7 protein-coding genes are annotated in these 8,631 nt (G+C 46.1%); 2 read left to right on the forward strand and 5 right to left on the reverse strand.

Going from position 1 to position 8,631, the window contains the following annotated elements; translation table 11 throughout:
* Positions 1-2: 2 nt before the first annotated feature.
* Entirely contained in the window at positions 3-1,085 is a 1,083-nt protein-coding gene (locus F6K37_RS25585) for a septal ring lytic transglycosylase RlpA family protein (RefSeq protein WP_287253044.1), read from the reverse strand.
* A gap of 672 nt (positions 1,086-1,757) precedes the next feature.
* Between F6K37_RS25585 and purM the strand changes: the two genes are divergently transcribed.
* The gene (gene purM, locus F6K37_RS25590; protein ID WP_008179594.1) at positions 1,758-2,810 is read left to right on the forward strand and encodes a phosphoribosylformylglycinamidine cyclo-ligase; all 1,053 of its coding nucleotides are present in this window, start codon (positions 1,758-1,760) and stop codon (positions 2,808-2,810) included.
* Position 2,811: 1 nt separating this feature from the next.
* Here purM and F6K37_RS25595 read toward each other — a convergent pair whose 3' ends face one another.
* Entirely contained in the window at positions 2,812-4,035 is a 1,224-nt protein-coding gene (locus F6K37_RS25595) for an RNA-guided endonuclease InsQ/TnpB family protein (RefSeq protein WP_044492266.1), read from the reverse strand.
* 55 nt (positions 4,036-4,090) lie between these two features.
* Here F6K37_RS25595 and F6K37_RS25600 point away from each other — a divergent pair, with 55 nt between their 5' ends.
* Positions 4,091-4,222: a ribbon-helix-helix protein, CopG family gene (locus tag F6K37_RS25600; RefSeq protein ID WP_008179590.1), complete on the forward strand. Its 132-nt coding sequence runs from the start codon at positions 4,091-4,093 to the stop codon at positions 4,220-4,222.
* A 318-nt stretch (positions 4,223-4,540) separates the two neighbouring features.
* On the opposite strand, the gene F6K37_RS25605 is transcribed toward F6K37_RS25600, so the two are convergent.
* The 3 genes from F6K37_RS25605 to F6K37_RS25615 all read right to left on the reverse strand — a co-directional run.
* Entirely contained in the window at positions 4,541-6,178 is a 1,638-nt protein-coding gene (locus F6K37_RS25605; protein ID WP_008179589.1) for a DUF6930 domain-containing protein, read from the reverse strand.
* A 465-nt stretch (positions 6,179-6,643) separates the two neighbouring features.
* Complete coding sequence (locus tag F6K37_RS25610) at positions 6,644-7,561, reverse strand: NAD(+) kinase (RefSeq protein WP_044492265.1); 918 nt, start codon at positions 7,559-7,561, stop codon at positions 6,644-6,646.
* Between the two features lie 212 nt (positions 7,562-7,773).
* On the reverse strand, positions 7,774-8,631 hold an 858-nt coding region (locus F6K37_RS25615), incomplete at its 5' end, for an NmrA family NAD(P)-binding protein (protein WP_287253049.1).

Here is an 8,631-nt window from a genome sequence, read left to right on the forward strand (position 1 = left end):
AGTTAATATAAAACCTCTAGACGCACAGCAGCAGTGCCGGATCTTTCAAGTCCGATAACTCGGGCTGCGCCCCTGGAAAGGTCAATGAGCCGACTCCTGCTGTGGGGTCCACGGTCATTAATTCGCACAATGACGGAGCGACCATTTCTCATGTTAGTCACCCGCACCCTAGTCCCAAACCGCAAGGTACGATGAGCAGCAGTCAGGGCGTATTGATTAAATCGCTCACCACTGGCAGTGCGTCGGCCATGGAAACCCGGACCATACCAAGAAGCCATACCCCTCATCTGACTTCTTACTCGTCGAGTGGTACTCCTAGCTACTTTCTGTACTCTTCGTGGTTTTGGTGCTGGCGGTAAGTCGGCAATTTCTTTGAGAGGGGGAGCGTAACCGATCAGCCGTCGCAATCGATTAGTAGCTTGTAGAGCATCTTCAGCCAGGTCTTTAGTGGTATCTGGCAGAATTGTATTCTGATCAACTTGGACTAATTCTTCCTCATTGACTTGGATGCTGTAGCTTTTGTAGGAACCATTCCAACGGACAGTGATTGACTCAGCATTGACATTGTTGCGATGAAGTTCATTGATCCGAGCAGCAACCACTTGAGCCCGCTGAATTGAGTCATTTTCTGACCCCTTAGCATCCGATATCGTAGCGTTGCCTGGGGCAACAGAAGACGGAGTTGCTATCTTTTCAACCTCAGTAGCAACTCTGTCTTTGCTAGGGTCAGTATTGATTCCCTGTGAACCTAGGAAAGTCAGAACAGGAATACTGCGGACATACAGTGTAGCTGCCTGACGTCCTGCCAGTTGATAAGCATAAATATTGGTAATGATTTCTGAGGTACTGGCAGTCCTCAGTTGCTCTGGAAACTCAGCCAATTGAAACTCTGGTGTGGGCTGAGCTGGTAGTTTTTTTATTGCTGCAGTTGCGCTAGATGGCAATTCTTGTGCCAGTTGGGTATCAGAATTTCCTTTCACAGTCTGAACAACTGTCTCAGCGGATGAGACAGGAGTTGATGTTGTTGTACCGAGAACTGTTGTTAGGAAAGAAGCGGTGATGCCACCCCAAATTTTTTGATTCATAGGTCTGTTGTCTACGATAATTGGCAGTTTTAGGCATTATGGTGCTGCAAGAAACCCAGCAACATAACTTCAACTTGCCCATTAACTCCTCACAAATTGGTTATTAGTGATTTAACTAAAAACCTGAAACAGAATACCATGAAGTTTCTGATGGTGGAATCCCCATTTTATGAAGCTGTTACTAATAACTTGTCAAAATCGACTGTTGTAGATTGACCACAAACTAAGTTATATTAGTGGTTAGAGCTTTTGTGAAGTTTTTGTGAAGTAACGCCAATAATAGTTAATTCTTATCAATCCCATCAAGATCTGCGAAATAACTAATGAATCAACCTCAACAAATTTCCTCTATAAAGTAAACTTGAATACAGACTAGGTGCAACCAATTCTGGTAAGAAAGGGCGCTGACCACGGCGCTGACCACGGCGCTGACCACTACCTTCATCAAAACACTACTGATCTGACCCTATTTGCCCCCTAGGTCTTGATCGACACTACCCTGTAAGATCAGGTCAGGATAATTACCCTTAATAAAAATCTCCCTATCTCCCCATCTCCCCACACCTCCGTTTCTCCCCATCTTCCCCACCCTCTCCTTAATTATGGGTATTCAACCAGACTTGATATAAAATACATCCTGCATTTCTAGCTCAAAAGCATTTTTGTTTTCCCATGGATTATCGAGACGCTGGTGTTGATATTGAGGCAGGTCGAGGATTTATTAACCAAATCCGTAGCCTGGTAAAAAGTACCCACCGTTCGGAAGTATTAGGTGGACTAGGTGGTTTTAGTGGTTGCTTTCAGCTGCCAGTTGGATATACTGAGCCAGTGCTGGTATCTGGAACTGATGGAGTTGGTACTAAACTCAAATTGGCTCAAGACCTCAACCGCCATGACACTGTTGGCATTGATTTGGTAGCGATGTGCGTCAACGATGTCTTGACTGTTGGTGCGGAACCCCTGTTTTTCTTGGATTATTTAGCCACTGGCAAGCTCAACCAACAACAACTGACTCAGGTTGTTGCCGGTATTGCCCAAGGTTGTCGTCTGGCTGGGTGTGCTTTACTAGGAGGGGAAACCGCAGAAATGCCTGGTTTCTACGAACTCGCTGAGTATGACCTAGCAGGATTTTGTGTAGGAATTGTGGAAAAGAGCCGCATGCTTGACGGTTCCCAAGTCCAAATTGGAGATGTGGTAATTGGTTTGGCCAGTCAGGGCGTCCACAGCAATGGTTTTAGTCTGATCCGGAAAATTGTTCAGGATTCCCCAGACAACGCTCTTTCCTGGGACATAACTCCGGAATTTTTAGCTGGTAAAAGCTTAGGGGAGGAATTGTTGACACCAACTCAGATTTACGTCAAACCGGTGCTTGATGCTCGTAGGGCTGGTATCGAGATTCACGGTATGGCTCATATTACTGGCGGCGGTATCCCAGAAAACCTCCCTCGTTGCCTGGGTGCTGGACAATCCGTCCAGATTTATCCCAACAGCTGGGTGATTCCACCAATTTTTAAGTGGCTAGCCCAAACAGGTCAGGTTAGTCCTCAGGCAATGTTTGATACCTATAATATGGGGATTGGTTTTGTGCTGATTGTTCCTCAACAGCAGGTTGAGCAAACCCTAACATCGTTTAATTCACAGCAGGTAAATGCATGTAAAATTGGTGAAGTAATCCCAGGGGATGGTGGTGTTGTTGGTCTAGTGACATACTCCCGACGCTCATGAGTCACGCATAGAGCGCGGGCTTCTCAGGGACTCCTGCTATTGCATCGGACGCTACCTGAGCTTTATTGACGGAATGCCCTACCGCCAAATACTTGATATTGATTGCTGCATTGTGGTCACGGTCAATCGTCAGCCCGCATTCAGAACAGTTATGAAGCCTGTCTGAGAGCGTTTTTGGGACTTTTGCACCACATTCAGAGCAGTTTTGAGAAGTGCCGTTTGGATTCACCGCAATTGCCAACAATCCGGCTCTTTCAGCCTTGATTGAGAGAATTTGCAGGAATTGACCCCATCCAGCATCCGTAACAGATTTTGCCAGCCTAGATTTGGCTAGACCTTTGATGTTCAGCTTTTCATGTGCTAAATTCTTGCCTTGAGATAAAAGCTTTTTGGCGGTTTTGTAGTGAAAGTCTTTGCGCTGATTTGAAACTTTCAAGTGAGCTTTAGCGACTCGCTTAATAGCTTTCTTTCGACGGTTGGAACCTTTCTTCTTACGAGAAAGTGAGCGCTGCAACCGTTTCAGGCATCTCTCTGCTTTGCGATAGTGTTGAGGAATTGGCTCGTATGCCCCCGAATCATCTACCAGAAACTCTTTCAATCCCATATCAATCCCAATGGTATTATCGAGACTTGGAGCATCAGGAGTAAGAACGGGAACCGACGAATCTTGTAACGACAACGTGATGTAATACCCATCCGCTTTCTTGGTAATAGTTGCTGTTTTCACTTTGAAGCCATCTGGCAACGGACGATGCAGAATCATTTTCAACTTGCCAATCTTTGGTAGCTGGATCAATCGCCCGTCAATATGTTCTGGCTTAATGGGATCTGGAAACGCAATTGAACGATAACGCCCAACTCCTTTGAACCGGGGCTTACCGCTTCGCTTGCCGTTGCAATCCCCTTGGAGCCATCGATCAAACGTCTTTTTTACTCGTGCAATCACATCTTGCAGAGTATGTGACGGCAGATCCTTGTATTCGGGGAACAGCTTTTTCGAGTTGACCAGATCCCGTTTCTGAGCATAGAAATCAGGACGGTCTTTCAATTCTGGGAGATGACATACCAATGGACAGGCATTAATATCGCAGCGATTTTGCTCCCACCAATTAAACCGCTCTGCCAGCCGATAGTTGTATTGCCGACGGCAAATGTCAAGCCATTGGTCAATGGTGACTTGCTGTTGTCGAGTCAATCTTAATCGGTACTGGTAGGCGGTTCGCATAGGAAAAAATATTGTCGTGATACTATTGTAGTGCATATTTCCATACACTGCAATCATGACCAGTAAAGAAACAATCCAGATTCGACTCCCTAAAACCGAAAAAGATCGACTGGATTCCTATTGTCGAAAAACCGAAAGATCCATCACGGATGTTCTGCGGGAATTTATTCGTTCATTGCCTGAGTGAGTTGCTCGTCTCGTCGGTGTGGGTCGCACTCGCCTCAGTTCCTTCGGCATTGATTGACCCACCCTCCTCATCTCGCTCGCATTCTTCCCGACGCTCACCCTTCGGGTAGAGCGCGGGGCTGCTGCTGCTTTAGCTCATCCCGTGATCCGATCAGGCTTCTGGGTGGGCAGTCTCTCAATCATTAGACTTCGCGGCAGTTGTCAGGGAATAGGGAATAGGGAATAGGGAATAGGGAATAGGTCTCAAAATTGACTTAGAAGCTATCCAAAATGATTGCTTAGTTATTTTTGCAAGAGGTCTATTCTCTCAATCAGAAACTCAAAAGGGTGGCTCAGTTATTGAGGGTTCTGCCTTCAGGATTGCTATTCCCAAATCTGTAGTGGAGAGCGATCGCGCTTCAAACAATGCCATCATGTCACGAGGCTTGGGATTACCCCGAGATGCTCCTGCTAGACCTCTGGCAATAACTAAACCACAATAGCCCTGATTTTCACAACCCTCCTCCCACTGCTCGCGGGCAGCAGCATGGTTGGTATCGGTTTCAGAAAACTCTCCTAACAAATAAAGACTGCTGTTTTCTGTTTGGATAATGCCAAGGTCGTAGCGTGTGCCCTCAAAGGGGTCTTCCCCTGAATTAAAGCAAATCCCTTTGATTCCACCAGCAGTCTGGATCTGTTCTATCAACACTTGTGCCTTTGGTCGGGTGGTTTGAATCAAAATAACTGGCATGCCTTCCCCGATTGCTTTAATATTCTGAGACTGATAGGATTTGACACCAGAGCGAATAGATTCTATTGCTTCCCAAGACATCATGCCCAGCTTGAGGAAAGCATCCTTTGGCACAAGGTCATCCCGTAAGGGTATGGTCATCGACCCTGAATCGAAATCATCTTCCTCGGACTCAATTGCCATCTCTAACAACTCATCCGCTAGGTCAGGATGGGTGTTAACTTTAACGTTAACAGTAGATTTTGCTTCTAGGGGTACCGGGATGCGGTAACGCTTACCAATCTTGGGTAAGTTTTCGTCATCTAATTGCTCATGGTAATCGTGAACAAATCGCTGAATGGCTTCTAGGGCAACATAAATGGCGATCGCTTCTTCTTCATAAATATAAGGTCGCATTCCTTCCAAGGGATGGACTGTACCAAAGCCAGGTACAATCTCTGATACTGGCAAATCAGCTAAATCAATATCATCCTCTTCATCCTCATCTTCGGTATCATCCCCAAACCGCCCGAAGGTTAAAAACAAGCAATCTTGCCCTAAGAAAGCTTGTTCCATCTTGTCCCACGAGTCATCTGCCAGCACTGATGATCGGAACCGTTTCAGGGAATCCCAGGACCGATATAGTAGTACCCCGTACTCCATACCCAGCATACCCATTACTGAGACGTATAGAGTTTCCAAATCCCAGCGATTTAATTCAATCGAGATAATCTGATGATCAGCCACTACTTCCCAAGCAGCTTCATGCCAAATTTCATAGGCTTTTTCTATAAGTAGGTCGGCATACTTAGGTGGTAGCTGGGGTTGTCGAGTAGCCGCCATTTCCTCAAATCCCCGAAACAGTTCGTCAATCAAGGGTAAATTGGGTACATAATCAATTCCAATGTCTAACCCTTGAAGGACACCTCGCAAAAAAAACTGAATTTCTCGGTTACGAACAACAATCTTTGAGGGTCGTGCTGGTCTGGCGGGGCTTTGGGGATGTTCCATGGCTTGCATAAGGGCACGAACAATCGCTTCTGGTCCCATTGTTGGTGATACTAAATCCATTGCCCTGACAATGCCTTCTGAGCCATCCACCCAAAGAATGCAATCATTATGACCCTCACCATCAGGCTGATGATTGTTACCAATAACTGACAGGGGACGGCGGTCTCCCTCCCACACACTGGAAGTCTGTTGTAATTTATTGAGCCGACGACGAGTATTGCGATTCAAAGCAGACATAGAATAGTTTGGGTTGATTGCCTAAGTACCGACCATGAATAGCCAGTTGCTGGTGGATACTCCTATCTTACCGGGGTATAGTTGCACAAGCCCCCCTGATCCGAAGTTGCGTTTCACAGATTACATACATGGATTTGGGACACCACCAGACACCACCAGAAACTACCAGATCGAGATTAATAGTACTAGGTATGAATACAACTTTCGAGCAACACGTTCAGGAAACCCTTATGGTTAGTTGATTCCAGCTAATGGTGTTTCTCGTAACCAACAGGCAGCAATCACCGTTTTTGACACTCCTGCCTAACCCCCCTTCCCATGGCCTGGCTTTCTTCAATTCAGCTGGAGGAAAGCCTATACAGAAAATCCTGATCTAGAAAATCCTGATTGTTTTGTTTACCTATATCCCCAGCTCCCCAGCTCGAGAATACTAGTTGACAAAACTTTCTGACATGGATGTACGCTCTAAGGCAACTCCACAGAGGTCGGTTTAGCAATGTGCGGCAATCCCCACCCCAACTTTTCTCGCAAAACCCTGAAAAACTCTGGTGCTTGCAAACGGATAAATCGAGCGGAGTAAGGCGATCGCTTAACTTTTATTTTATCTTCTGGTATGACGTAGCAACCACCATTGCCATCAACTACCATCACCATCGAATTGGGAGTAGCGGGAAAAATGGTTAATTGCTCTGTGTCGGCAAAGACTAATGCCCGAGATGCCAAAGAATGGGGACAGATGGGCAACAGTTGCAACACCGGCACCTCAGGAGTTAATACTGGTCCTCCAGCACTTAGAGAATAGGCAGTAGAGCCAGTGGGTGTTGAGACTATTATACCATCAGCTGCAATATCCACTGGTGCGTGATGTCCTATTTGTACCTCAAAATGGCACATACTCGTCAAAGGTTCCCGGTGCAATACCATTTCATTTAAACAAAGTGCCTCCCACCAAATCGTCTCATCTCGCAGGATCTGCACAGAAAGCATGGACCGTTCTTCTATAGCATACTCTTCTGCCATTACCTGCTCCAAGACAGAAGGCAACTGATTGACATAGGTCTCTGTTAAGAAACCCATGTGACCTGTATTCACCGTTAGCACAGGGATCCCTTGGGGAGCCAATTGGCGAAAAGCCGCTAGTACTGTACCATCTCCCCCCAATACAATTGCGAAAGCCATCTGGTCATCAAAACCAGGGGGGGCTAGTTTGTCCATTGGTGTATGACACACTGGTGATTGAGGACTCGAATAACCCAGAATTCCCCCAACCCCTGTCGCCATACACACTTCCCAACCCGCAGTCCTCAATTGGTTGTGCAACTCTTCAGCAACGCTACAAGCCATTGGTTTAAGGTCGTTGTAGATAATGCCTGCTTTTGGTATACTCACCAGTCCCCGTCTTGAACTACTTGGATTAAATTATCTGAAACATCATGGACAATTGTGATTTAATCAGCTACTGTCTTGATGCAGTCGCGCTATGGGAACCGGCTGTGTGCTCAGGCTGGCATCCGCACCTTGGAAGCCCCGTCGAGAAGCACTTTTGCTGCACTGGCTCCCCAAAACCTCCCGCTTATCGATTTTCCAGGAAATATCTAGGATTTAGATTTAAAAGGAGTCCTCTTCTTAGACTTCTTTTTAGCTTTCTCGTAATCGATTTCTTTGAGCTTATTCATAATCCGGTTAAAGTATTCTTGTAGATATTCTTCCAAAGTTGTGGTTTCCTTAGGGTCTAGGCCAAAGACCTCGTATACCTTATCCATCGGTGCATCCAGCGGTTTACCGCTCACTAGCACCTCAGTGAAGGCAAGCCGATCTGCCACATTCCAGCCCCACTGAAAAAATCTCACGAATCGCCGCATACCCCGCAAAAAATTTATTGGGAGTCGGGCTATTTTAGCATCTTTACCGGACAACCGCTCACACAGGTTAATGATTTCGTAGGTACTATAGGCTCTGGTTCCCACAACCGGGAATGTCTGATTTACTGTTTCTGGAACTTCAAGAGCACGAATGCCAAACTTAGCAATATCCTGGGTGTTCATATAGGCGATGGGAGAGGTTTCTCCTGTAATCCAAACCGCCTGTCCATCCAAAATCGGGATCGCATACTGACCAATTAAGCCTTGCATAAAGCCACTTGGTTTCAAGATTGTGTGTGGCAATCCTGATTCTGCCAGAAATAGTTCTGTACAGTGTTTTATTTCCATCAGTGGGACATGAGGAAAATTCTCACTTCCCAGAATTGAGAAAAAGACATATCTTTCTATACCAGCAGCCACAGAAGCTTGAATTAGGGCAACTTTCCCTTCCCAGTCTACTTGTCTGATGGTCAGAGAATCTGTTGGTCTCGATGTTGCCGCATCAATGACAGCTGTGATCCCTTCCAGGGCTTTTGGTAGGGTTTCTGGAACACAGAGGTCTCCTTGTACTAGTTCTGCTCCCCATTCTTT

The organism is Moorena sp. SIO4E2, from assembly GCF_010671945.1.
GTDB classification, from domain to species: Bacteria; Cyanobacteriota; Cyanobacteriia; order Cyanobacteriales; family Coleofasciculaceae; genus Moorena; species Moorena producens.